The sequence below is a fragment of the Intrasporangium sp. genome (genome assembly GCF_035280925.1).
Lineage (GTDB): Bacteria > Actinomycetota > Actinomycetes > Actinomycetales > Dermatophilaceae > Intrasporangium.
In genome coordinates, this window is the sequence record NZ_DATEEY010000182.1 from 1 (window position 1) to 23,596 (window position 23,596).

General features: G+C 71.1%; 20 protein-coding genes and 1 tRNA gene. 7 read left to right on the forward strand and 14 right to left on the reverse strand.

Annotation, left to right across the window (positions count from 1 at the left end; genetic code table 11):
* From VJN29_RS16995 to VJN29_RS17015, 5 genes are all read right to left on the reverse strand, one after another.
* Positions 1–77, reverse strand: a tRNA-Met gene (locus VJN29_RS16995).
* Positions 78–192: 115 nt separating this feature from the next.
* Complete coding sequence (locus VJN29_RS17000; protein WP_324144827.1) at positions 193–3,219, reverse strand: UPF0182 family protein; 3,027 nt, start codon at positions 3,217–3,219, stop codon at positions 193–195.
* A 296-nt stretch (positions 3,220–3,515) separates the two neighbouring features.
* A complete protein-coding gene (locus tag VJN29_RS17005; RefSeq protein ID WP_324144828.1) occupies positions 3,516–4,058 on the reverse strand; it encodes a PPA1309 family protein in 543 nt (180 codons plus the stop codon).
* 102 nt (positions 4,059–4,160) lie between these two features.
* Entirely contained in the window at positions 4,161–5,294 is a 1,134-nt protein-coding gene (locus tag VJN29_RS17010; RefSeq protein ID WP_324144829.1) for a YlbL family protein, read from the reverse strand.
* The gene (locus VJN29_RS17015) at positions 5,291–5,761 is read right to left on the reverse strand and encodes a molybdenum cofactor biosynthesis protein MoaE (RefSeq protein WP_324144830.1); all 471 of its coding nucleotides are present in this window, start codon (positions 5,759–5,761) and stop codon (positions 5,291–5,293) included. Before VJN29_RS17015 ends, VJN29_RS17010 begins: the two co-directional genes overlap by 4 nt.
* A gap of 167 nt (positions 5,762–5,928) precedes the next feature.
* Here VJN29_RS17015 and VJN29_RS17020 point away from each other — a divergent pair, with 167 nt between their 5' ends.
* Together VJN29_RS17020 and VJN29_RS17025 are read left to right on the forward strand one after the other, a co-directional pair.
* Positions 5,929–7,563: a zinc-dependent metalloprotease gene (locus VJN29_RS17020; protein WP_324144831.1), complete on the forward strand. Its 1,635-nt coding sequence runs from the start codon at positions 5,929–5,931 to the stop codon at positions 7,561–7,563.
* Positions 7,560–8,171: an NUDIX hydrolase gene (locus tag VJN29_RS17025; protein WP_324144832.1), complete on the forward strand. Its 612-nt coding sequence runs from the start codon at positions 7,560–7,562 to the stop codon at positions 8,169–8,171. The genes VJN29_RS17020 and VJN29_RS17025 overlap by 4 nt, the downstream gene beginning before the upstream one ends.
* 9 nt (positions 8,172–8,180) lie before the next feature.
* Here VJN29_RS17025 and VJN29_RS17030 read toward each other — a convergent pair whose 3' ends face one another.
* Positions 8,181–8,780, reverse strand: a complete 600-nt coding sequence (locus VJN29_RS17030; protein WP_324144833.1) for a M48 family metallopeptidase — start codon at positions 8,778–8,780, stop codon at positions 8,181–8,183.
* Between the two features lie 201 nt (positions 8,781–8,981).
* Between VJN29_RS17030 and VJN29_RS17035 the strand changes: the two genes are divergently transcribed.
* The 3 genes from VJN29_RS17035 to VJN29_RS17045 all read left to right on the forward strand — a co-directional run bounded on the left by VJN29_RS17035 (position 8,982) and on the right by VJN29_RS17045 (position 11,788).
* Complete coding sequence (locus tag VJN29_RS17035) at positions 8,982–9,143, forward strand: DUF5679 domain-containing protein (protein WP_324144834.1); 162 nt, start codon at positions 8,982–8,984, stop codon at positions 9,141–9,143.
* A gap of 195 nt (positions 9,144–9,338) precedes the next feature.
* Positions 9,339–10,337 carry a hypothetical protein gene (locus VJN29_RS17040; RefSeq protein ID WP_324144835.1) on the forward strand — a complete coding sequence of 333 codons (999 nt, stop codon included), beginning with the start codon at positions 9,339–9,341 and terminating at the stop codon, positions 10,335–10,337.
* Between the two features lie 86 nt (positions 10,338–10,423).
* The gene (locus VJN29_RS17045) at positions 10,424–11,788 is read left to right on the forward strand and encodes an AarF/ABC1/UbiB kinase family protein (RefSeq protein ID WP_324144836.1); all 1,365 of its coding nucleotides are present in this window, start codon (positions 10,424–10,426) and stop codon (positions 11,786–11,788) included.
* Positions 11,789–11,853: 65 nt separating this feature from the next.
* On the opposite strand, the gene VJN29_RS17050 is transcribed toward VJN29_RS17045, so the two are convergent.
* From VJN29_RS17050 to VJN29_RS17070, 5 genes are all read right to left on the reverse strand, one after another.
* Positions 11,854–12,060 (reverse strand): hypothetical protein, encoded by a 207-nt coding sequence (locus VJN29_RS17050; protein WP_324144837.1) that lies wholly within the window; start codon positions 12,058–12,060, stop codon positions 11,854–11,856.
* Between the two features lie 353 nt (positions 12,061–12,413).
* Entirely contained in the window at positions 12,414–12,548 is a 135-nt protein-coding gene (locus VJN29_RS17055) for a hypothetical protein (protein WP_324144838.1), read from the reverse strand.
* A 101-nt stretch (positions 12,549–12,649) separates the two neighbouring features.
* Entirely contained in the window at positions 12,650–12,937 is a 288-nt protein-coding gene (locus tag VJN29_RS17060; RefSeq protein ID WP_324144839.1) for a WhiB family transcriptional regulator, read from the reverse strand.
* Positions 12,938–13,210: 273 nt separating this feature from the next.
* On the reverse strand, positions 13,211–13,468 hold the full coding sequence (locus VJN29_RS17065; protein ID WP_324144840.1) for a hypothetical protein: 258 nt from the start codon (positions 13,466–13,468) through the stop codon (positions 13,211–13,213).
* A gap of 138 nt (positions 13,469–13,606) precedes the next feature.
* On the reverse strand, positions 13,607–15,751 hold the full coding sequence (locus tag VJN29_RS17070; protein WP_324144846.1) for an ATP-dependent DNA helicase UvrD2: 2,145 nt from the start codon (positions 15,749–15,751) through the stop codon (positions 13,607–13,609).
* A 145-nt stretch (positions 15,752–15,896) separates the two neighbouring features.
* Here VJN29_RS17070 and VJN29_RS17075 point away from each other — a divergent pair, with 145 nt between their 5' ends.
* The gene (locus VJN29_RS17075; protein WP_324144841.1) at positions 15,897–16,166 is read left to right on the forward strand and encodes a mycoredoxin; all 270 of its coding nucleotides are present in this window, start codon (positions 15,897–15,899) and stop codon (positions 16,164–16,166) included.
* A gap of 6 nt (positions 16,167–16,172) precedes the next feature.
* On the opposite strand, the gene nudC is transcribed toward VJN29_RS17075, so the two are convergent.
* Positions 16,173–17,156 carry an NAD(+) diphosphatase gene (nudC, locus tag VJN29_RS17080; RefSeq protein WP_324144842.1) on the reverse strand — a complete coding sequence of 328 codons (984 nt, stop codon included), beginning with the start codon at positions 17,154–17,156 and terminating at the stop codon, positions 16,173–16,175.
* 102 nt (positions 17,157–17,258) lie between these two features.
* On the opposite strand from nudC, the gene VJN29_RS17085 reads away from it, so the two are divergent.
* Positions 17,259–18,485, forward strand: coding sequence for a phosphotransferase (locus VJN29_RS17085; RefSeq protein ID WP_324144843.1), 1,227 nt, complete (start codon positions 17,259–17,261; stop codon positions 18,483–18,485).
* Between the two features lie 36 nt (positions 18,486–18,521).
* Here VJN29_RS17085 and VJN29_RS17090 read toward each other — a convergent pair whose 3' ends face one another.
* Both VJN29_RS17090 and VJN29_RS17095 read right to left on the reverse strand, forming a co-directional pair.
* Positions 18,522–21,986 carry an ATP-dependent DNA helicase gene (locus VJN29_RS17090; RefSeq protein WP_324144844.1) on the reverse strand — a complete coding sequence of 1,155 codons (3,465 nt, stop codon included), beginning with the start codon at positions 21,984–21,986 and terminating at the stop codon, positions 18,522–18,524.
* Positions 21,983–23,596, reverse strand: a 1,614-nt coding sequence (locus tag VJN29_RS17095; protein WP_324144845.1) for a PD-(D/E)XK nuclease family protein, incomplete at its 5' end; no start/stop codon positions are given. The genes VJN29_RS17095 and VJN29_RS17090, both read right to left, overlap by 4 nt.

Consider the following 23,596-nt stretch of genomic DNA (forward strand, 5'->3'; position numbering starts at 1 on the left):
TGGTAGCGGGGGCAGGATTTGAACCTGCGACCTCCGGGTTATGAGCCCGGCGAGCTACCGAGCTGCTCCACCCCGCGTCGGCAAGAACCACCTTACGTGAATCCGCCTGGAGGACCAAATCGGGCACGATGGGCGCTCACCAGCGCGTCGGACGTGCCTGATCAGTCCGCGATCAGTCCTGCTCTGGTTCGGTCAGCCACCCCCCGGGGCGGCCGCCGCCGCTCGGGCCAGAGCCTCCTTCAACCGTTCCTGCGCTTGGCCGTAGGCCGCGAAGTCACCCTTCCGCAGGGCCTCCTCGCCGGCCCGGAACGCCGCGTCGGCGTCGGCCAGGGCCTGGCGCAGCGCAGCGTCGTCTGGCGTGGCCGTCGGGGCCGTCGGGGCCGGGCCGGACGTCGTCGGACCCGTCGTCGGGGTGCCGGTCGGGGTACCCGTGGGCGTCCCGGTCGGCGTGCCGTCGGGAGTCACCGGTGTGTCGGTGCCCTGGTCACCGGCCGACGCACCCGACTCGCCGCCGAAGAGGTCGTTGAGCGCGCCGTCGAGCGAACCGGCCCAGGCGATCTTCTCGCCGAAGGCGACGGCCACCGCGGACAGGCGCGGATAGGCTCCGGCGCCTGATGCCTGCACGTAGATCGGCTGGACGTAGAGCACCCCACCACCAACCGGCAGCGTCAGCTGGTTGCCAAAGGTGACCTCGGCCCCTTGCAGCGCCGTCGTCGAGATGAACTGCGCCAAGGTTCCGAACCCGGAGTCGGTGGAGGACACCTGCGACGACCGCATGTCGTTGTAGACCTGTCCCGGGCCCTTGACCGTGGTGCTCGTCGGCTCCAGCAGCCGGAGCCGGCCGTAACCGGGCGCCTTCTTCCCGTCCTCGGAGCCGGCGTCGCCGTCCGCCGCGAGGAAGCCGGTGAGCAGGTTGCGGTCACCGACCGGCATGAACGTCGAGGTCAGCGAGAACGCCGGCTCCTGCTGGTCCGGCATCGCGAGCGACAGGTAGTACGGCGGCTGGAGGAGCGACTGTTCGGCGTTCGTGCCGCGCGTCGGGTCCAGCGGGACGCGCCAGAACGTCTGGCCGCCGTAGAACGACGCCGCGTCCGTCTCGTGGTACTTCGTCAACAGCTGGCGCTGGATCTTGAACAGGTCCTCCGGGTACCGCAGGTGCTCCATGAGCGAGCCCTTGATCTCGGACACCGGTGTCACGGCATCGGGGAAGATCTTCATCCAGGCGGCGAGGATCGGGTCCTTGTCGTCCCACTGGTAGAGCTTGACCGTACCGTCGTAGGCGTCCACGGTCGCCTTGACCGAGTTGCGCACGTAGTTGATCTGGCCGGCGCGGATCGCCTGGACCGAGTCACGGGTGCGGGTCACCGAGTCCGACGTCGCGGCGTCGAGGGTCGCCATCTCGGAGTACGGGTACATGTCGGTCGTCGTGTAGCCGTCGATGACCCACAGGACCCGTCCGTCGACCACGACGGGGTAGGCGTTGCCGTCGAGCGTCAACCACGGCGCGACCCGCTCGACGCGCTCGCGCGGAGTGCGGTGATCGAGCAACCGGGAGTCGTTCGTCACCGCGTCGGAGAGCAGGAAGTTGATCTCGCGGTACTTGAACGCGTAGGCGATGCGACGCAACGCGTCGAGCTCGACGCCGCCCTCGCCGGCGTAGGTGTTCTTCACCTGCTCGTTGTCGGCGGCCAGGTAGTCGAACTCACTGTTGCCCTCGCCCACGATGGAGTACTCGGGGGACGACTCGCCGAAGTAGATCCGCGGCTCGTACTTGCCGAGCACGCCGGTCGTGCCGATCTGCGACTCGAAGAAGGTGGGCCGGCCGTCGTCCTCGCGGGTGTTGCCCTTGGCGGCGACGACGCCGTAGCCGTGGGTGTAGACCGTGTGGTCGTTGAGCCAGTTGCGCTGCCCGTCGGGGACACCGGTCAGGTCCAGCTCGCGGACCGCGATGACGGTGTCGGTCTGGGTGCCTTCGAGGTTGTAGCGGTCCACGTCGAGGACGTCGGCGAACTGGTAGTACCCCTTCGAGGCCTCGAGCTGCTTGAAGGTGGGGCTGACGACGTTGGGGTCGATGAGCCGGATGCCGGGGATGGTCGCCGCGTCGTTGCGCAGCTGGCCAGGGTTCGCGATCGCGGTGGTGTCATAGGGCTCGACCTTGATGTCGTTGAACCCATAGGCGGCCCGTGTCGCCTCGATGTTGCGCTCGATGTACGGCAGCTCGAGCGACTTCTCGGAGGGCCGCACCTTGAGCGACTGGACCAGCGCCGGGTAGATGCCACCGACGGCCACGACGACGACTGCGAGCACGGCCACGCCCACGAGCGGCAGCCGCCAGGAGCGGGTCCAGATCGTGCTGAGGAACATCCCCACGCACATCAGCGCAGCAATCGCGAGGATGCCCTTGGTCGGGATGACGGCGTGGGCCTCGGTGTACTGGATACCCGTCATCCGGGTCGACTGCGCGTTGGCCAGGTTGTACCGGTCCACCCAGAAGGCGACGGCGCGGACGAGGACCAGCGCGGCGGCGATGACCGAGAGGTGCACTCTGGCGGCCTGGGTCGAGCGGGTCCGCTGGCCCGCGACGATCCCTCCGTAGAGGTAGTGCGTGAACGCGGCGGCGATGAAGCCGAGCACGAGGATCATCGTCAGGAACGACACGACGAAGTTGATCCACGGCAGGTCGAAGACGTAGAAGGAGATGTCGAGCTTGAACTCGGGGTCCGTCGTGCCGAACGGCGAGCCGTTGCGCCACAGCAGGAAGGTGTCCCACTGGGTCGCCGCGGACAGCCCGGCGAAGAGCCCGATGGCGAGCGGGGCAGCGATCGTCGCGGTCTTGCGCATCGGCTCGACGAGCTGTCGGTAGTGCTCCATCGCCTGCGTGTCGGGTGATGGCGCGTAGATCGGCCGGTGCCGGTAGGCGAAGTGGATGCTCGACCAGACGACGGCTGCGGTGATGAGGCCACCGACCAGCCCGAGCAGGATCTTCGTGACGAGCTGGGTCGTGAAGACCCCGGAGAAGTCGACCGACTGGTACCACAGCACCTCTGTCCAGAAGGTGGCCAGGGTGGCCACGACGAGGAGCAGGGCGCCCGCAACCACCAGGGCCGTGACGAGGGGGTTGCGGTTGGGACGCTGCGGCGCAGCGCGTCGCGTCGCGCCCGGTTCGCTGCCGTCGCCGAAGGGGCCCTTGGGTGGTGGGCCGAAGTCGCTGTCGCTCACGTTGGGTCGCCTCGAGGTGCTGGGGCCGGCAGATCGCGGGCCTGAGAATGCCGCTTGCGGCAACCATAACCCGACATCCTGAGACAGCCGTGCCCCGCCCGCCGGGGACGACCGCCCACGGCCTCCTCCCGGCTTCCACGCACATGCCGTATGCCGCTGAGCCCGGTCCCAGCCGACGACCACTCCCGCACGTGGCAGGGTTTCCGACTCCCGCCCTCGGTCGTCGATCGAGTGAACAGCTCTTGGGCGGCCAAGGCCCGGAAGTCGTTCACTCGATCACGGTGGCCGCAGCAGGTCTAGTCCTCGAACGTCGCCGTGAGGGCGGCCACAAGTCCCGGCGCGAGGTCCTTCCCGGTGGCGACCGCGTCGTCGGAGTCATGCTCGCGCTGGCGGAGCAGGCAGATCGATGAGCCATCGCGGAGGACTGCGACGAGGAGCCGGACGTCCTTGCGGTCGGGGTGTCCGGCCAGCGCCTCGACGACGGCCTCGGGCCGCTCCGGAAGGTCACGCTCGGCGTCGGGTGGGACGACCATGCGCTCGATGGCGAAGGCGCACCCGTCGACCTCGTCCGGCCAGGCGATCCTGCCGAGGAGCGTCTCCAGCGACGAGGTGGCCGGCAGCCCTTCCTGCTCGATCGCCGTGAAGGCCCCCTCGGCGAGGTCGGCGGGACCGAGCTGGGTGCGCAGCTGTGGTTCCCGAGCGAGCAGCGAGGCGGTCCGGACCAGCGCGAACAGGCGCGCCGGCTGGTCCCATCCGGCCCCCGCCACGTGGCGCTCGGTGTCCAGCGCGGCGATGGTGAGGGGGTCGGCGGTGAGGGAGGCGGCCGGCTGCTCGTCCATCCGTCCATCCAACCACCCGAGCGCGCCGGCCCGGATCGAGTGAACCCGCTTTGCGGCCGGCACACCCCGAAAGCTGTTCACTCGATCGGGAGGGTCGAGGGATCAGCAGCGCGGCAGCGACGACGTGCGCCCGGAAGCGATGCCCTCCACCACGTTCGTGGCGTCCTTGAACGTGCCGACGGCGAAGACCTCGAGGCCGGAGGGGACATGGCCCACGACCTCCGGACAGTTGTCGACCGGGGCGAGGAAGTACTCGGACCCGCCGGACCGGGCGCCGGCCATCTTCTGCCGGATCCCGCCGATGGGGCCGACGCTCCCCTCTTCGTCGATGGTCCCGGTGCCGGCGATGTCGCGGCCGTTGGTGAGCGGACCGGGCGTCAGCTTGTCGTAGATGCCGAGGGCGAACATGAGACCGGCCGAGGGCCCGCCGACGTCACCCGCATTGATGGTGACCGTGGCCGGGAAGTCGTGGTCGAGCCGCAGGATGACGCCGAGGGCAGTCCGGCCCCCGGAACCCGTCATGGTCGTCACATCGGCGACGACCGGCTTGCCGGCGCGGGTGACCTCGATCTCGATCGGCTCGCCCGGGCGAACCGACTGGAGCGCGGTCCGGATGCTGTCAGGGGTCGTCACCGTCGTGTCCCCCACCCGGACGATGCGGTCCCCGACCCGTAACGCGTCCTTGCCGGGCGCCTCGTCGAGGATCTCGGCGATCTCGATGTGCGTCTTCACCGGTTCTCCCAGGGCGCGCAGCGCAACGGCGGTCGCCTCCTCCTGGGACCCCTCCATCTGGACCGCGTTCTCCTCGGCGATCCGTTCGCTGCTCGCGTCCGGGTCGAAGACCTGGTCGACGGGCAGGACGTCCTTCGACGGATCCAGCCAGGCCCACACGACGTCGAAGGCATCGACCGGGAAGCCCGGGCCGCCGAGGACGGAGACGGTGGTGAAGCTGAGCTCCCCCTCGGTCTCGTAGGTCGGCAGTCCCTTGACGGAGATGAGGGTGGAGCCGTTGGCCTCTCCGGGGACCTTGCCAAGGGTGTTCATCGTCGGGCCCGGGCTCATGATGGCAAAGGGCACGTGCACCAGGTTGCCGACGACGAGGATCGCCAGGCCGAGGAAGAAGCCGGCGAGGAACAGCTTGTTGCCCCGGCTCAGTGGCGCGCGTGGACGCGGCGGTCCTGGAGACAGCGGCGCCGGTCCGGCCTCGTCCGTGGGTAGCCGGCGGATCGTCCTCACGGCAGGCCGACCCACTCGTCCGAGCCGTCCGCGAACCGCTGGTGCTTCCAGATCGGCACCGTCGCCTTGAGCTCGTCGATGAGCTCGCGGCACACCTCGAAGGCCGCACCGCGGTGCTCGGCACTGACGGCCACGACGACGGCAAGGTCCCCGATGTCGAGCCGCCCGACGCGGTGCACGACGGCTATCCGCACGGTTCGACCGTCGGCCGCCAGCCGCTCCGCGAGCGCTCGTGTCACCTCTTCAGCCTGCGGGTGCGCACTGTAGTCCAGCTCCAGGACGCGCTCCTTGTCGGTCTGCTGGTCGGCCGCGGCTCCTGCTGCGCCACCCTTCGCGTCATGGTTTCGCACGGTGCCGACGAACACGCAGGTGCCGCCGGCACGCGCATCGGCGACGCTGGAGAGCACCTCGTCGACGGACAGCGGCGACTCCCGGATCTCGGCAAGGGTGACCGTCACGCCCGCCATCGTAAGCGGACGAGCTTGGCGTCGGTGGTGGCGATCCCGGACGGACCCGCTCGAGGGAACGATCCTCCCGGTTCCGTGGTTGTCTGGTGGAAGGAGAACGCTGAGCGCATCCGAGCATCCGATCAACGAATCTGGTCAACGCATCCGATCAACCCCGAGGAGCAGGCATGTCCGACCGCGACCCTGGCGGCGAGGGCGGCTTCGACCGCGACAACGACAACGCCGACCGCGACCAGGACATTGAGAAGGGCAGCGGCGGATCGACCGGCTCCCCTGGCGGACCGGGCCAGGAGGGCTGGCCGGGCGGCGCCCCCGGCTTCGACCCCGCAAACCTGAGCTCGATGCTCGAGCAGGTGCTCGGCCAGGCGGCCGAGAACCCCGAGCTGGCCGCAGCGATGCGCAGCATGGGCGTCGACCCGAGTGACCCCGCCACCAAGGCGGCGATGCGCGCGCAGCTCGGTAGCTTCATGGCGGCCCAGCAGTCCCCCACTGGCGCCCGCGACCTCGCGACCGACGTCGCCCGCAAGCACGTCCTGGCCACGCAGGGCAACGACGTGCACGACGCCAGTGCGGCTCGAGCGGTGGAGGATGCCGTGGCCGTGGCCGTGCTCTGGCTCGACGAGGTCACGGCGCTCGGCGCCCCCTCATGGCGCGCGACCGGGTTCAGCCGGGCCGAGTGGGTCGAGGCGACCATGCCGCGCTGGTTCGACCTCGTCGAACCCGTGTCCGACGGGGTCACGAGCGCGACGTCGGCCGCGATCCGGAAGCAGCTCGGCGAGCTCGGGCCCGAGGCCTTCGGCGACGCGCTCCCGCCGGAGCTGCAGGGCATGCTGGGCGCCGGCTTCGACCCCGCGGCCATGCTCGAGCAGTGGGCCCCGATGCTCTCGAACCTCAGCCGCCAGATGTTCGCGGCCCAGCTCGGCCAGGCCGTCGGCACCCTCGCCACCGAGGTGGTGGGCGCGACCGAGGTGGGCCTGCCCCTGACCGACCCCGACCTCGTCGCCCTGCTGCCCGGCAACGTCGACGAGCTCGCGACCTCGCTCGAGATCGACCTGCCGCAGGTCCGCCTGTACCTCGCGGTTCGCGAGGCGGCCCGAGTCCGGCTGTTTGCGCAGGTGCCGTGGCTCGGTCCGCAGCTGATGTCGGCCGTCGCTGACTACGCGCACAACATCACGATCGACACCGAGGCCATCGAGTCGGCCTTGTCCACCATCGACGCCACCGATCCGGAAGCCCTCCGCAGCGCGTTGCAGGGCAACCTCTTCCGTCCGCAGCCGACCCCTGTCCAGCGTCGCGCGCTGGATCGGCTCGAGACCCTCCTCGCGCTCGCCGAGGGCTGGGTCGACCACGTGACGGAGCGCGCCACGGCCGCACACCTGCCCCAGTCCCCCGCGCTGGCGGAGACCATCCGACGCCGGCGGGTCGGCGGCGCCGCCCAGAAGACGTTCGCCGGACTCGTCGGGCTCGAGCTGCGGCCGCGCCGGATGCGCGATGCCGCGAACCTCTGGGCCGCCCTGGAGAACGCCGGCGGCCAGGCGTTGCGCGACGGCCGGTGGTCCCACCCCGACCTGGCACCCACCTCCATGGACCTGGACGACATCATCGGCTTCGTCGAGCGCGTCACGGGTCAAGCCGGCGCAGAGGAGCCCGCGAAGGGACTGCCTGAGGGCGCGCTGGGTGACGAGGAACTCGGCACCGACCTCGACTCGGTGCTGCGCGGCATCCTCGACGAGGCCGCTGCAGGCGAGACCAACCGCAGCCCTGACACCGAGGACGACGACGATGATGACGGGCGGACGTGACCACTGCCCGCCCCCAGCCACCCACGTCGGGAGCTGACCCGGGAACGAGCCCAGCGGCATACGGCCGCATCCGTGACGACGCCATCGCGGAGCTCAGCGGTTGGCACCCTCCCGACGCGGCGCAGGAGCGCCTGCGGCTGGACTACCTGGCCCACCTCGCACGGCACGGCGACGCGATGACGCGAGGCGGCCCGCCGGCACACCTGACGGGCAGCGTCATCGTCCTCGACCGCGCCGGCGAGCAGGTCCTGCTCACCCTCCACCAGAAGGCCCGGCGTTGGTTCCAGTTCGGCGGGCACTTCGAGGCCGGCGACAGGTCGATGCGGCAGGGCGCGGAACGGGAGGCCCGCGAGGAGTCCGGCATCGACGGGCTCGTCGCCCTGCCCGAGATCGTCTTGCTGGACCGACATGAGCTGGGCGCCGCCTTCGGCACCTGTCGGGAGCACCTGGATGTGCGGTACGCCGCCATCGCCCCAGCGGGCGCGGCGCACTCGGCGACCCACGAGTCGGTCGAGGTGCGGTGGTGGCCCGCGGACCGCCTGCCCGAGGACACCCGCGACGAGCTCCTGCCGCTCGTGCGGGCGGCGCAGGCGCTCATCCGCCGCTGATCACGCGCCTCACTCGTCGCTGAGCGTCAGGCCCGCCGTCGCGGCCACGCCCTGGAGATAGCCGCGCGCCCGTTCCAGGCGCGGATAGCTGCTCAGCAGGCCCCAGAAGGCCGGCCCGTGTCCGGGCTCGACGAGGTGGGCGAGCTCGTGGAGCAGCACGTAGTCGAGCACCCAGCCCGGCATGCCGCGGACCTTGTCCGAGACGCGGATCGAGCCCTCAGCGGGGGTGCAGGAGCCCCACCGGGACTCCTGGTTGGACACCCACCGGACGCTCGTCGGCTGGGCACGGCCGCCGAGGTAGGTGGTCGAGAGGTGTGCCGCACGGGCCGTGAGGTCCCCATCGGACCGGCGTCGACGCTGCTCGGAGGCCGTCACACGAGCGAGCATGGTGCGGACCCACTCGCCCTCCTCGGCGCGCGTGAGCCGGGCCGGGACGAGCACGACGAGGCGACCCTCCTGACGGTACGCGGACACGGTGCGCCGCCGCCGAGAGCTGCGACGCACCTCGACGGTCACCCCGTCGACCACCGTCTCCACGACCTCGCGCCGAGCGCCTTGCCGCGCCGAGTGTGGGACCGCCCGCGGCAGCTCTGGTCGGGACCTCGCCATGAGGGCAGGGTAGGCCGGACCGGCGACGACGCAATGGACGATGACCCGAACGCGCCGTCCCACGCACGGCGGATCCGGCCCGTCCGCTGCATCCCGCACTGGCGCGCCATGCGGGGATGAGCGTGATCTCGTGCTCAGCGTGCTCTAGGGTTGTCGGAGCCGAGGCACCCATCAGACGGGTGCCAGTACAAGGAGACACCAATGGCTGACGAGACCTACAAGGGCGAGTTCTACTGCGTGAAGTGCAAGGCGAAGCGCGAGGCCGAGGGCAAGGTTGTCGTGTCCGAGAACGGGCGGCGGATGGCCAAGGGCCAGTGCCCCGTCTGCGGCACGAACCTGAACCGCATCCTGGGCAAGGCCTGACCGGGTCCGACGCGCGTCCTGGATGACGCGCCGACGAGGGCGGGACCACCACGGTCCCGCCCTCGCCCTGTCCCCAGGCCTGTCCCCCTCCGGTGTCTGTGGATGACCCCCTCGCGATCCGACCCGCCTTTGCGACGCTCGGAGCACGACGCAGTCCGGCACCGAGCGCGGGAGCCGGGCAGGCACGGAGGAGCCATGGGGTCAGGAAGCAGCGACGGGCCGAGACGGTCCGGTCCCAGGCTCACCGCCGCCCGCCCGGCAGAGCACCGTTCTGCCCGCTTTCCCGGCCGGCCCGGGCTGCCCGGCCTGCCCGGCCTTGACGCCGCGGCTGTCCCGCACCCAGGGATCCCGCCGTGGCGACGCCCCATCGCGCGCACGCCGGGCGAGATCCAGTTCGGCGTGGGCGCCGGCGGCCCGATCGTCAAGGGCGTCAGTGAGGCCGAGGCACGCGTGCTGGCTCGGCTCGACGGCACCGTGCCGCTGGGCACCTCCTATCGCCTCGCCGGGGAGGCGGGCATCCCCGCCCGCCGCTGGCGGGCGCTGCTCGACCTCATCGAGGAGATCGGAGTCCTCGAGCGGTACTCGACTGAGCAGCCCTGCCCCACAGTCCTCCTCGAGGGCCGCGGGGCGCTGCTCGAGGAGCTCTGGCACGTACTGCGACGCGGCGGGGTCGACGTGCGCGTCGGTGAGCCGCACGGCTCACTGGGCGCGATGGACGCCGAGCGGACGGCAGACCCGTCGCTCGTCGTCATGCTGGGTGCGATGGCGCTCGACCCCCGCTCGGGCGACCCGTGGCTGCGGAACGGCATCGCTCACCTGCCGGTGGTCGTCGAGGGGCCACGTGCCACCGTCGGGCCGTTGGTGGAGCCGACGCTGAGCGGCCCGTGCCTGTGGTGCCTCGACCTGCACCGCACCGACCGGGACGCCTCCTGGCCCGTCGTCCTGGCGCAGGTCTGCGGCTCGCCGAGCGACGTGGTGCACCGCGCCGCCGTTCCGCAGACCGACCCGGCGCTGGTCCAGCTCGTCGCGGGTTGCATCGCCCTGTTCACGCGCCGCCTCCCCGGCAAGGGCTCACTGCCTCCCGGGGTAGCGGTCGAGCTGAGTCTCCCCTGGCCACGGATGGACCACCGGCGGTGGACGACGCACCCGCGGTGCCCACGCCGCCACACCGCCGCGCCCGAGGAGGCCAGCTGAGTCCTCGCGTCCGAACGTCTGCGGTGCACCGACGCACCTGGGGTGCGGATCGCTAGAGTCAGGGTGACCGCCTGGGGGGTGACACTGTGACCGATCTGCCGCGCAAGGCAGTGGTGCGTTCGGCCAAGCTCGCCACCGTGCCGCTCGGCTTTGCGGGCCGGACCGCGCTCGGGCTCGGCAAGCGCATCGGCGGACGGCCAGCGGAGCTGGTCGCCGCGGAGCTCCAGGCCCGCACCGCCGAGCAGCTGTTCCAGGTCCTGGGCGAGCTCAAGGGCGGAGCGATGAAGTTCGGCCAGGCACTCTCGATCTTCGAGGCCGCCCTGCCGGAGGACATGGCCGGGCCCTACCGGGCGATGCTCACCAAGCTGCAGGACAGCGCCCCGCCGATGCCCACCAGCTCGGTCCATGGCGTGTTGCGCGCGGATCTGGGAACGCACTGGCGCAGCAACTTCCGCTCGTTCGAGGACCAACCGGCCGCCTCCGCCTCCATCGGGCAGGTGCATCGGGCCGTCTGGGCGGACGGGCGCGAGGTGGCCGTCAAGATCCAGTACCCCGGGGCAGGCGCAGCCCTGATGAGTGACCTTCGACAGCTGTCCCGGATGGCGAAAATGACTGCTGGATGGATTCCCGGCATCGACCTCGGCCCGATCCTCGAAGAACTACGCGACCGGATGGCCGAGGAGCTGGACTACCGCCTTGAAGCCGACAACCAGGCCGCATTCGCTGCTGCCTTCGCCGATGACCCGGACTTCTGCATCCCCAGGCTGGTCCGCGGCACACAGCACGTCATCGTCTCGGAGTGGGTCGAGGGGCGCCCGCTCAGCGAGATCATCCGCGAGGGGACCCAGCCCGAGCGCGACGAGGCTGCTCAGCTCTATCTCGAGTTCCTGCTCGCCGGGCCGGCCGAGGCCGGGCTGCTTCACGCCGACCCACACCCGGGCAACTTCCGAATCACGCCCGACGGCCGCCTGGGCATCGTGGACTTCGGGGCGGTCAACCGGCTGCCCCACGGGATGCCCCCGGAGCTGGGCCAGCTGCTCACCGCCGGGCTCCAGGGCGGCGCGGCGGCGGTCCTCGCCGGCCTGCGCGAAGCCGGCTTCGTCAAGCCGTCCATCGAGATCGACGCTGAGCGGTTGCTCCAGTACCTGGAGCCGTTCATCGCCCCGTTGCGCACCGACGAGTTCACGTTCACGCGGGCCTGGCTGCGGAGCGTCTTCGCGCACATCAACGACCCGAGGCAGCCGAACTACGTCCTCGCCTACAAGCTCAACCTGCCACCGGACTACCTGCTCATCCACCGCGTGTGGAGCGGCGGGATCGGTGTGCTCAGTCAGCTCGGCGGGACGGTCCGCGGGAGGGAGACGGTCGACGCCTTCCTGCCGGGCGCGAACCTGCCTCCCGTCGGCGACCTGCCCAGCCGGGCCCGGGCAGACGGCTCAGAGCACGACTGAGATGCCGTATGCCGCTGAGCCGGCTTGCGTCGGAGCCGACGTTCCAGCGGTGCCGGCTCGGGCCCCTACCACCACTCGGGGTCGAGCTTGCTCTCGATCCCGCGGATGTTGTCGCGACTGCACCGCTCGCACGTCCACTGGGTGCGACCGTGCTCGACGCTCCGGCTCCAGGTGAGCCGGGCCGTTGCCTGGTCCTCGGGCGCCGGTGTCGTGCCACAGGATGCGCAGGTGAGGAGCGGAGTGAGCTCCGCGGTATCGGTCTTGGTTGCCATCGTCGGGGCCTCCCTTGATCTCCCCCGTTCTTCGAGTATCCGCCTTCGCGCTGACCTACGTGGGACGTTTGCCACAGGCGTGTCGAGTCGCGAGCCGCTCGGGGCGGGGCGGCCACCAGCCGTCTGGAGCTGGCATTGGATCCCCTACCCGCGCTGCTCGTGCCCTCACTGACGCGTCGCCGTGGAGGGCCGGATGCCCGCCGATCCAGTACGGCGCGGCATGGCCCGGCTGGCCGGGAACGCGAAACCGCGGGTGACGTGCGCGTCACCCGCGGCTCGCTCACTTGCGTTGAGTTGTTCTGGTCTTCGTGCTGCTCTGCTGCCGGGCACTGTGGTCCCGGTCGGTCGACGCCTCACCGCTGGTGATTGCGTCGACTGGCGCGGATCTCGAGCGTGATCAGCCGGGCGCTGCGGCGGATACCGCTGCGGTCCTGGCGCTGAGCGCGGTCGCGAATCCGGTCGCGAGCGAGGAGCTCCAAGTTCTCCATGACGACCTCCTGGTCAGGTGTTGTTCGTTGCTGTGGATGGTTCAGGCGTGCGATGGTCCGCCTGCCTCACCCGGGCCGTGTGGCCGAGGGCGGGTGTCGTTTCAGGCCGCGACCGGGTGCTTGCGCGGACGCCCGCGGGGTCGCTTCCTGGCGACCACGGCCCCCTGGACGAGCAGCTGCCCACCCCAGACGCCCCACGGCTCCTGCCGCTCGAGCGCCCCGGCCAGGCACTGCAACCGCGCCGGGCACAGCCCGCACAGGGTCTTGGCGAACTCGACGTCCTCGGGCCGCTCGGCGAACCACAGCTCGGCGTCGTAGTCCCGGCACGGGATGGTCTCGCCGACCTGCTGCGCCTCGGTCCCCAGGTCGAGCAGTTCGCTCAGCTGCATCGTTCTCACCTCCGTCTCCAGCGCGCCGGTGGTGTGGCGCGCCTGCTCACTCGTGTCCGTTTTCGATCGAAGCCCGGCACCGCAGGTGCGGGTCTCGGTCGTGCTGCTCGCAATCCGGGGGGTCATGGTGGGTCCCGTATCTGTCTGGCACCTGGTGGGTGCTGTTCCGGTGGAGGGTGGGGTTGAGCGGCATTCGGTTGTACGCGAGAAACACGAAGGCCGCGGACCCGGTGATGTCGGGTTCGCGGCCTGGAGGTGAGGCGTTGGTCTAACTCAGACCGGATGCCTCCCAGAGCGGGAGCGAGCGACATCGGATGTCTTGTAGATGGCGGTGAGGTCCACGCCGGCGGCGAACGGGACGGATCCCTTGACACCACGGTCCGCGATGCGACGGACGCCAGCCGGGGCAACGATGGACACACCTGTCCCCTGGAGCCCGGACCACACGTCGGCGAGGAGAATGCTGGCCGGGCGCGGACGCGTCAATGCGGCGCAGGACGCTGCGTTCATCGTCATCGTGATGTTCCTCATCAGGCCAACCTCCTCACTGGGCTCGCGAATCCCAGCCGGCCACCTGAGCCACTGGGCTTGACGGGTAAAAGAGTACGCGGGGCGCTGGGGCGCGACAACTCTTTTATCGACGATTTCGCGACAACTTCCCGTCCACGCTCACGAATCGGTCGATTCCCCTGTACCGGAGCGGGTTTCGAGTAGCTCTTGCGGATCGGCGCCATGGAGGATGGCGATGATGTCGGCGCCGTACTGCGCGAGCTTGCGGGTACCGACCCCGCTGATCCCCGCCAGCGCCCCCTCGTCGGCCGGCTCACGCTCAGCGATCGCGGTCAGCGTCGCATCGGTGAAGACGACGAAGGCGGGGACGGAGGCGGCCCTCGCGACACCGAGCCGCCACTCGCGAAGTCGCTCGAAGACTGCGACGTCATAGCTCGGCGGGCAGTCGTCGCACCGACCGGTCTTTCGCTGGGCAGCGGTCGTCAGCTCGGCACCACAGCGGCGACAGTGCAGCACGGTCGCAACCTTGGCGACGGTACGGCGGCGGGCGGTGCTGGGTGCGGCGGTTCGCGCTCCGCTGCCGAGGATGTCCTCGGCGGGTCCGAGAAAGCGCGACACCCGCCGGGTCGGGCGCCCGCCCGAGGTACGCGTGGAAGACCACGAGAGGAACAGCTGCCGCCGCGCCCGGGTCAGGCCGACGTAGAGCAGCCGCCGCTCCTCCTCGACGGCCTCGACTCCCTCGGCGAGCGAGATGGGGATGAGTCCGTCCGACGCGCCGACCAGGAAAACGGTGTCCCACTCGAGGCCCTTCGCGGCATGCAGGCTGGCCAACGTGACACCTTGGACGGCGGGGGCGTGCTGCTCCGCGGCGCGCCGGTCCAGCTCAGCGACGAGCTCTGGCAGCCGGGCCTCCGGGACCGCTGCCTCGAGGTCGTCAGCCAGCGCTGCGAGAGCCGTGAGCGACTCCCATCGTTCCCGGGTGGCTCCGCTGCTCGACGGAGGATCGGGTGACCACCCGGCTCCGGCGATGACGTCCCGGGTGATGTGCCCGAGGGGCTTGCTGCCGTCATCACTGCGCGCCGCGCCCCGGAGGAGCAGGATCGCGTCACGGACCTCCTTGCGGGCGAAGAACCGCTCCCCTCCCCGCACCAGGTAGGAGACCCCGGCGGCCGCCAAGGCGGACTCGAACGCCTCGGACTGACCGTTGGTCCGGAAGAGGACGGCGATCTCCGCGGCCGGGTGGCCGCCCTCGATGAGCCGCCTGATCTGGTCGGCCACCGCAGCGGCCTCGGCCTGGTCATCACTGTGCGACATGAGGACGGGCGCAGGACCTGGCGGACGCTGTGCGGTGAGCCGCAGCGCGCCCCCGCGCGCGGCCGTGGGGCCGGACGAGATCACCGTGTTGGCCAGCTCGATGATCTGTGGCGACGACCGGTAGTTGCGCACGAGCCGGATGGTCCGCGCCCCGGGGAACCGCGACGCGAAGCCCAGGAGGTGACGCGGCGACGCGCCGGTGAAGGAGTAGATCGTCTGGGCTGGGTCACCGACGACGGTGACGTCGTTGCGCTCGCCGAGCCACAGGTCGAGCAGGCGCTGCTGCAAGGCGTTGACATCCTGGTACTCATCAACGACGAACTGGCGGTACTGGCCGTGCACGGTGCGGACGATGTCGTCGCGCTCCTCGAGAATGCCCACGGTGAGCAACAGGACGTCCTCGAAGTCGATGACCCCGCGGGCTTGTTTGACGTCCTCGTAGCAGCCCAGCAGGCGAGCCATCGCCGTGACGTCCAGTCCGGGCGGCTCGCGACCCTCTGCCCGTGCCCCGGCGGCATACGACTCCGGCGTCAGCAGGCTCACCTTGGACCACTCGATCTCCGCGGCAAGGTCACGAATCGCCGTCCGGTCGAACTGCAGCCGCAGGCGGCTCGCAGCCTCGGCAACCGCAGGAGCCTTGACACTCATCACCTCCGGCGCCGCTCCGCCGACCGCCTGGGGCCAGAAGTAGTGCAGCTGTCTCAGCGCCGCCGCGTGGAATGTCCGGGCCTGGACACCGTGGACTCCGAGGTTTCGGAGGCGGGTCCGCATCTCGCCGGCGGCACGGGCGGTGAACGTCACCGCGAGGATGCGCTGCGGCTGCTGCATGCCGGCATGGACGGCGTAGGCGATCCGGTGCGTGATCGCCCGCGTCTTCCCGGTACCGGCCCCGGCCAGGACGCACAACGGCCCGGGTGGCGCCGACGCGACCTCCCGCTGCTCTGGGTCGAGCTGCTCGAGGATGTCGTCCGGATGTGGTGCGGCGGGCAGGGCGATCTCCTGGAACTCTGCGGGTCGGCCGGTAGGGGAATTTTCAACGGTCTCCCCCGGTTTCGGCTGGTGGAGGCCTTGACGCCATCCTTGCACCGAAACCTGACACGACCTGGACCACTCACCGACCTCGGACGGAGACCTGATGCCCGCCCCCACGCCGCTCCAACCCGCACCCGGAACGATCACCATGTTCACGACCAACTGGTGCGGATACTGCGTCCGGCTCAAGGGCCAGCTCGACCGTGAGGGCGTGCCGTACACCGAGGTCAACCTGGAGAGCTCTCCCGAGCACATCACTTTTGTGGAGCAGGTCAACGGCGGCAACCGCACGGTGCCGACCGTGGTCTTCCCCGACGGCACCGCGGCCACCAACCCCTCGCTCGCGGAGGTCAAGGCCAGGCTCAGCGCCTGAGGTCACTCAGCCCTCGGAGTCAGCCATGACCGACTCGATGGTCTGTCCCAACCAGTGCTCGATGATGCGCTTGGCGATGGAGAGCCCGAAGGGACGATGAATCGCCCCGGTTCGCAACGCGGTCCGGTAGTCGTCGCGCGTCACCCATCGAGCCTCACTGAGCTCGTGCGGATCGAGCTCGATGCTCGTGCCGAGCGCCCGCGCCGTGAACCCGATCATCACCGAGGACGGGAACGGCCACGGCTGGTTACCGAGATAACGGACGTCGGTGACGTCGATGCCGACCTCCTCCTCGACCTCACGAGCCACCGCGGCTTCGAGTGACTCGCCCGGCTCGACGAAGCCGGCGAGCACCGAGAACCGGTTGTCGGGCCACTGCGGGCCACGTCCGAGCAGCAGTCGCCCGTTCTCATCGACGACGGCCATGATGACCGCTGGGTCGGTGCGCGGATAGTGCTCGCTGTGGTCCGCGGGACAGATCCGCAACCACCCACCCTGAGCCGTTGTTGTCGGCGCACCGCACCGCGAGCAGTGCGTATGGGTCCCGTGCCAGTTCGAAAGGGAGAGCACGGTCGTGAACAGGCCGGCATCCCGGTCCCCCAGGGCGGCACCGGCCTGCCGGAGGGTCACCCAGTCCTCTGCGTTCCGCAGGCGCTCACCATCGGGTTCGGCCCGGTCCAGCCCCTCGGCGGGCAGGGCCACCCCGAGGTAGGCGGTCCCCTCACCGTCGCGGCCGGCGAACAGCACCAGGCGCCCCGAGTCCTCCGCCGTGGGTGCTCTCAGCCGAAGTCGGAGCGCGCCCGGCGCTGTCGAGGAGACGCTCGGCTCTTCCTCCACCGGGGCACGGTCCCCCCGCAGCTCGAGCACCCGCGTCGCGGGGTCGGCCAGGAGCCGCGCGACCAGACCACCATCGCGACGCTCGATTCCCGATCGATCGAGCACCGCCCGGGACAGGGCGAGGTCGGGCAAGGTGTCTGCGCTTCGGACCACGTCGTCACCCTACGGCCGAGAGCCCGGCTGGCGTCCCTGCCCCCGCGCCCTCGTGATCCAAGCCTCCAACGATCAGGCGCACGCTCACCTTACGGTGGGAGCGTGACCCGCAGCCCCCTGTTCCTCGCGGCCCTCGCGAGCGCTGCCGTGCCCGGCCTCGACCCGGTGTCGGTGGAGGGCGTGCGCACGAGGGCCGGCGGCGCCTTCGACCTGGCGTTCGTCACCGATCAGCAGGACCGACGCTGGGTCGTCAAGGCGCCCCTGACGCAGGCCTCGGGTGCCGAGCTCGAGGCCATGGTGGCGCTGGGGCCGTTGCTCGGCCGCCGGCTGGACCTCGCCATGCCCATGGTCCGTGGACAGGTTCCCGTGCCCGAGGGTCGTGCCGTTGTCTACCTCCGGCTACCGGGTCGGCCCGTGGACTTCGCCGCACTCCCGCCAGGAGACCTCGCCTCAGGAATCGGACGAGCACTGGCGCACATCCACAACCTCGACCTGGGTCTCTTCGAGGAGGCAGGTCGACCGGTCTACGATGCCGAGGCGCACCGCCGGCGACAGCTGTCCGAGCTGGACCGCGCCGCCTCCACGGGGCACGTGCCGACCAACCTGCTCACCCGCTGGGAGCAGCGACTCGAGGACATCTCGCTGTGGCGCTTCGCGCCGACGGTCGTGCACGGGTCCTTCACCGGGGAGCACGTCCTCGTCTCGCTCCTGGACGAGGACCGGGCCGATGCCGGTGAGGTCCGCGGCGTGCTCGGCTGGGAGCAGTCGCGGATCGGGGACCCGGCCGACGACTTCGCCGACCTGGTGGGGTTGGCGGCCGCGGAGCCACTCGACATGGTCCTCGCGGCCTACGCCCAGTCGCGTGTCGAGCGCCCGGACGGCAACCTCTTGGCGCGGGCCCGCCTGGCGGCCGAGATGACGCCGATGCGGGTGCTGCTCCGCGTCCTTGCCGGCGCCGCCCGCGACCTCGTCGAGGACGCAGCGCAGTCCCTCCGGGCGTTGGACGAGCGGGTGGCCCTCGAGGACGAGCTCAGGGCGGTCGAAGCGGACCGGGAGGGCCGAGAGGACCGGCAGGACCGGGAGGGCCGAGAGGACCGGGAGGACCGGGAGGACCGGGAGGCTCTCTCGACCCCATCGACGCCATCGACCCCGGAGCTGCATCCGGAGCCGGACTGGGACGCCACCCAGCCGCACCAGCCCTTCCCCGACCCGTCGGTCAGCCAGGCCGTCGACCAGCCGAGGGCGGGTCCGGCCGACGAACCAGGAGTCGGGTTCGGTGGATCTCCTGAGGAACGTGTCGGCCCGAGCGAAGCGGAGCCGAACGGCTGACGAGTTGGCTGAAGCTCCCTCGAGGGCCGGCCGCGATCAGTCCGGGATGGTTGACAGCATCGCGACGAGGATCCGCTCGTCCGGCAGGACGGGCCGCACGGTGACCCCCTCGGCTGCGTAGAAGAAGGCTGCGTCCACGAGGCTGGGGTCGACCCCACGGAGGCGGGCGAAGGCGAGTGCGTACGTCGCGAGCTGGACTGCCCGCACCTCGGCCTCATGCCCCGCCGGCTGGGCACCGGTCTTCCAGTCGACCACGGTCCACCCGCCGTCATCGCGTGGGAAGACCGCGTCGATCCGGCCCCGCACGGCGATGCCATCGATGACCGTCTCGATGGACAGCTCGATCTCTTCCGGGATCCGCTCTGCCCACTCGCTCGCGAGGAAGTTGGACCGCATCCGGTCGAGGTCCGTATCGACGGTGGCCCCCTCGTCGGCGCTCCCGGGGAGGTCGAACAGGTCGACAATGGCCGCGCGCGAGAAGTGCTCCTCGACCCAGGCGTGGAAGGCGGTCCCCTGCCGAGCGGCCAGGGCAGGTGGCTCGGGCATGGGCCGCCGCAGCCGCAGCGCGAACAGCTCGGGATCTCGCGCGAGGGCGACCACCGCGGATGCGGAAAGGTGCCTGGGCACCTCCACGACCGGCTCCTCCCGCACCCCTTTCATCGCCTCTTCAGCGAGGAGGAGGCGCAGGTCGTCGACCCTTGGGTCGCCCACGAGCTGGACCGGACCCGAAGCCGCGATGTCACGCAGCCGCCCCGGCAGCCTGCCCAGGGCCGCCCGCCGATGACCGAGCGGATCGGGCGGCCAGGTCGCCCGGATGGGCTCGGCCAGATACGGATTCTGTGGCGCTGCCACCGTGTCGTTCTTCTGCACAGGTGGCGGGGCGGGGTGCCAGCCCGCAACGGACACGCCACCCGGAAGAGCGTCCCGGATCTCGAGGAGGAAACGGGACGGGACGGACAGGGTCTTCTTGCCCGGCCCCCAGAGATGGGTCGACAGCAGCAGCTCGGCGCGCGCCCGGGTCACCGCTACGTAGGCCAGCCGGCGTTCCTCGGCGATGGCGTGCCGGCCCCCATCCTCGGCGAACTCCTCGATCGCGGATCCGAGGGCCTTACGGTCAGGGCCGGCCGACCAGTCCAGGCGCGGCAGCCCGTCCCGGTCACCGCGCAGGTCGTAGGGCAGGGAATCGAGGCCGACGAGCCACCCCTTGTCCTTCGGGGTGCCCGAGCACGCGTACTCGACCGAATCGCCTGCGCGCTCGGAGGGGGTCGGCTCCATCGGCACGACGGATGTGGCGGAGTGGTCGGGGAACGCACCCTCGACGAGTGAGGGAATCGCGACCACGTCCCACTCCAGGCCCTTGGCAGCGTGAACCGTCAGCACCTGGACTGCGTCGGTGTCGGACTCCACCTGCCCCGCGTCGAGTCCTCGTTCCTGGCTACGGGCGGCCTCGAGCCAGCTGAGGAAGCCGGACAGCGTGGGCCGGTCCGAGCTGGTCACGTAGCGGGCCGCGACGTCGGCGAAGGCGTCGAGGTGCACCCGCGCGGTCGAGGCAGTGTGCTCGGGACGCGACAGCACCTCGATGTCCAGACCGACTGCCGTCTCCGCCTCGTCGAGGAGGTCCACGAGCGGCAGGCCGGTGAGTCGGCGCAGACGACGCACGACGTCGGCAAGGCCGTGCAGCCGGGCGAGGCCCTCGTCGCTGAGGTGTACCCCGCCCCGCCCGGTCCAGCCGACCGGCGGTAGCTCGTCCAAGGCCTCGACGAGGGTGGCCGCGTCGGCACTGTCCGCGGCGAGGTCGGAGTCCCGGCGACCAGCCCCGGTCCCGTCGGACGAGGCGTCCCAGGACTCGACGGAGGGCCGTGCGTCTCCCGCTGGGCCGGCCCCGTCAGTGGCGTCGATGGGTAGGGCGTCCTGGGTCAGGTGGGAATGGCCGACGCGCCATGGCCGCGAGTGCAGCTCCCTGGCCCAGGCCCACAAGGCGTCGAGATCCGCGGCACCGAGCCGCGCGACGGGCCCGGTGAGCAGCCGCATCAGCTGGTCCCCCCGGGTCGGGTCCTGCACGACCCACAGCAGCGCGACGAGGTCGCTGACTTCCGGCGTGGTGAGCAGGCCCCCCAGGCCGACCACCTCGACAGGGAGACCGGCATCCCGGAGGGCTTCCATGACGAGCGGGAACGAGGAGCGTCGTCGGCACAGCACCGCGGCGCTCCGCCCCGTCCGACGCCCGCTCGGCGACCACCAACGGGAGGCGATCCAGGCAGCCACCTGCGCTGCCTCCTGCTCGGCCGTCTCGCCTCGCGCGATGGTGATCGCTCCAGGTCCCGCTCCCGAGCGCGGCCGGAGCGGCTGGACATGAGCCGTGGCCAGCGGGGCGGCGGTGACATTCGCCGCAGCGAGGATCAGCTCGTCGTTGCGCCAGCTGGTCGAGAGGGGCAGCACCTCCCCTGGACCATCGATGCCCGCGAACTCGGATGGGAACCGCAACAGGGTCGTCGCGCTGGCCCCACGCCAGCCGTAGATGGACTGGTTGGGATCCCCGACGGCCGTGAGAACCACGGACCCGTCGTGGAAGAGCGATCGCAGCAGCGTCAGCTGAGCCTCGGACGTGTCCTGGAACTCGTCGAGCAGGACGGCCTTGAACCGCTCACGCTCGACCTGCCCGACGAGTGGCACCGATCCGGCGACGCGAGCCGCGAGGGCCACCTGGTCTGCGAAGTCCAGCGCCTCGCGCTCCCGCTTCAGCCGCACGAAGGCCTCGACGATAGGCAGGACCGCTCGCCGCTCGCGCAGCACACCCAGGGCCTCCTTGGCCGGCACCAGACTCCCCTTGCCCTCGCCGTCTGGCAGGTCCTCCAGCGTCGCGATGACGGCGTCGAGGTGGTCCATCACCTCCGCCGGGGAACGGACGTGCTCCGCCATCTCGCCGGCAAGGGAAATCACGGCTTCGATGACGGTCGACTCGGCCTTGGACACCATCTCCATCGGCCCGTCCCACCGCGAGACGGCCTCCGCGGCCAGCTGCCAGGCGCCGGCCTCGGTGAGGACGCGGAACTCGGGCTCGACTCCGAGCCGCAGGGCGTGCTCACGGACGAGCCGGCCGGCGTAGGAGTGGTACGTGGAGACGCTCGGCGTGCCGCCGAGCACCTCGGCCCCCGTGCCGTCGTCCTCGGGCGGCGTCCAGAGCCCGGCGCGCTCGAGACCGCGCAACCGCTTGCCGATGCGCTGGGACAGCTCCGCCGCCGCCTTCCGCGTGAAGGTCAGCCCCAGCACCTGGTCGGGCGCGACGAAGCCGTTGGCGACGAGCCAGACCACTCGAGCGGCCATCGTCTCGGTCTTGCCGGAACCGGCGCCAGCGACGACGAGCAGCGGCCCGGGCCCGGCCTCGATGACGGCTGCCTGCTCGTCCGTCGGGGCCGGCAGGTCCAGCGCTCGGGCGATGTCGAGGGCGGAGAAGCGCAACCTGTGGGGAGCGACCATCATCCGCTCCGTCGTCGCGGTCACAGGGCATCTCCCTCCGGCTGCACGGGGCAGGACGACTTGACCGGACAGGTACGGCAACTGCCTTGCGACGCAATGAAGCTGGCGCCGCCCATCGCCTCGGCGGTCGCCTCCACGAGCGCCCGGGCCCAGCCCGGCTCGGACGACTCGGCGAGCGCGCCCTGGCTCAGCACCGCGGGACGCAGCCCGGCCCGGCCGCCCTTCCCGATGTGGACCAGCGCGGCCCCGGCACTCGCGTTCCCCAGCGATGGGAAGCCGTCTGCCTCGACCGCCACCTGGTACGCGCCGAGCTGGCCGTGCCGCTCCAGCTCGGCCTTCGTCGGCTTGCTCGTGCCCGTCTTGAGGTCGACGATGCGCAGGCGCCCACGGCGGTCGCGCTCGATGCGGTCGACGCGCCCGGCCACCACCGCCCGCCCGATCCGGACCCGGAACTGGGTCTCGACCCCGACGGGCTCCCACTCCCCCGCGACGGACTCGCGGTAGGCGACGTATCTCGCCACCATGTCATGGGCCTGGCGTCGGGTCCGATCGGTGACCCACCCTGATGGCAGGCCGAGCCGACCCCACCGGGCATCGACCTCCCGGTCGAGCACCTCGAGTGGGGCATCCGGCAGCTCGGCGACGATGTCGTGGACGAACGTCCCGACCGACGCCGCTCCGAGCGCGACACCGTCGCCGCCGACCGAGGTGAGGAACCAGCGCAGCGCGCACTCGGAGAAGTACGTCACCTTGGACGGAGAGACGTGGACCGGCTCGTCCGGCCGACGCACCGGAGCCACCGTCGTGACGTCGCGCAGTGCCCACCAGCTGCTCGGGTCGGCTCCTCGGACACCGGCGCGCGCCGCGGCACCGAGCAGCGCCAGGGCCGGCTCGGCAACGCCCGGCTCGGGGCTGACCACCTCGCGCCGCAACTCCCCAACCAGCCCCGCAAGGGACATCGTCCGGGCGACGTCCGTGTGCGGCCTGACCTCGTCGGCCATCCGTCCTCCGGTGGGTGGGTCGACGAGGTCGAGGTAGACCGACGGTTGTTCCTCCTCGTTGCCGACCGCCGTCACGAGCAACCGCTCCGTGGCACGCGTCACGGCGACGTGGAACAGCCGGGTCTCGTCGTAGCGCACCGCAGCCTGCGCCGCACGGAAGCCCAACGGCCGATGGCTGACGGCGCTGACGAGATCCTCGGAGCCGAGGATCGAGCCGCGCAGACGGAGGTCCGGCCAGACGCCCTCCTGCACCCCGGCGACCACGACGAGGCGCCACTCCCGGCCAGCCGCGCTCTGTGGCGTCACCAGGGAGACCTGTGGCCCGGCCTGGCCACCGACGAGCAACGTGTCACCGGGGACGTCCTGGCCGAGGACGTGCTCGACGAAGGTGTCGGGTCCCGCAGTCGGCAACCGGTCGACGAACGACCCGGCGGCGTCGAACAGGGCCAACACCGCGTCGAGGTCGCGGTCCGCCCGCGCGCCCCACGGCCCGCCGGCGAGTGCCTGCCGCCGCCACGCGTCAGCGACACCCGCCCCTGACCAGATCGCCCAGAGGACCGACTCGGAGGTGACTCCGGGCGCCCATCGACCGTCCGGCCCCAGGCGCGCTGCCCCGACGCCGGCGGCAAGCGC